Origin of the sequence: Streptomyces sp. SID12501 (assembly GCF_010550245.1) — a bacterium.
Classification (GTDB): Bacteria; Actinomycetota; Actinomycetes; order Streptomycetales; family Streptomycetaceae; genus Streptomyces.
In genome coordinates, this window is the sequence record NZ_JAAGLU010000144.1 from 1 (window position 1) to 870 (window position 870).

1 protein-coding gene is annotated in these 870 nt (G+C 64.1%); it reads left to right on the forward strand.

What is annotated here, in order from left to right; genetic code table 11:
* Window positions 1–297 precede the first annotated feature (297 nt).
* Window positions 298–870, forward strand: a 573-nt coding sequence (locus tag G3I71_RS44875) for a reverse transcriptase domain-containing protein (RefSeq protein ID WP_343243281.1), incomplete at its 3' end; no start/stop codon positions are given.

Genomic DNA, 870 nt, shown 5'->3' on the forward strand with positions numbered 1-870 from the left:
ACTCTCGATGCCGGTGGGGAGGCCACGCTGAATGCCTGAGGCGTAGGTGTGGCGATGCTGCCGGGGTAGAGCTGGACGGCTAGCTCGTCGATCGGTAAGTGGTGAACGTGGGAAGCGTGTTGGAACCGCCCTCCCTGCCGGCATCCGGCCGTCAGGTGGGCAGGCCCGTCGTCTGCCGAGGGTTCCAGTGCGTGGCGGAGGCCCCGTAGTAGTCCGAGCGCACGAGAGGTGCGTACATGGCGAAGGGGGCCAGCAAGTCAGCAGCGGAAGTGTGGGAAGGCCAGGAGGTTGTCGCAGGTGAACACCGACGAGCTGGAGTCCGCCGTGTATGTGGCGGAACGACGGGTAATGGAGATCCAGACCAAGCTGCACCGTTGGGCCCGTGGCGATCCCCGTCGCAGGTTTGATGATCTGTTCAATCTCGTCGCCGATCCTGCGTTTCTGCTGGTTGCGTGGGACCGGGTGCGGAGCAACAAGGGCGCGAAGACCGCCGGGGTGGACGGCCGGACGGCCGTGTCCATCGGGTTGGGCATGGGCGTCGAGGAGTTCCTCGACGGGCTACGGGCCAGCATCAAGGACCGTAGCTTCCCTCCTCTTCCTGTCCGTGAGCGGATTATCCTCAAGGCGGGTGGCAAGTTGCGCCGTCTGGGGATCGCGACGATCACGGACCGGGTGGTGCAGGCGTCCTTGAAGCTGGTACTGGAGCCGATCTTCGAGGCGGATTTCCTCCCGTGTTCCTACGGGTTCCGTCCCAAGCGCCGGGCTCACGACGCCGTGGCCGAGGGCCGTTTCTTCACGTCCAAGTCGTATGAGTGGATCGTTGAAGGAGACATCGAAGCCTGTTTCGACGAAATCTCGCATCCTGCCTTG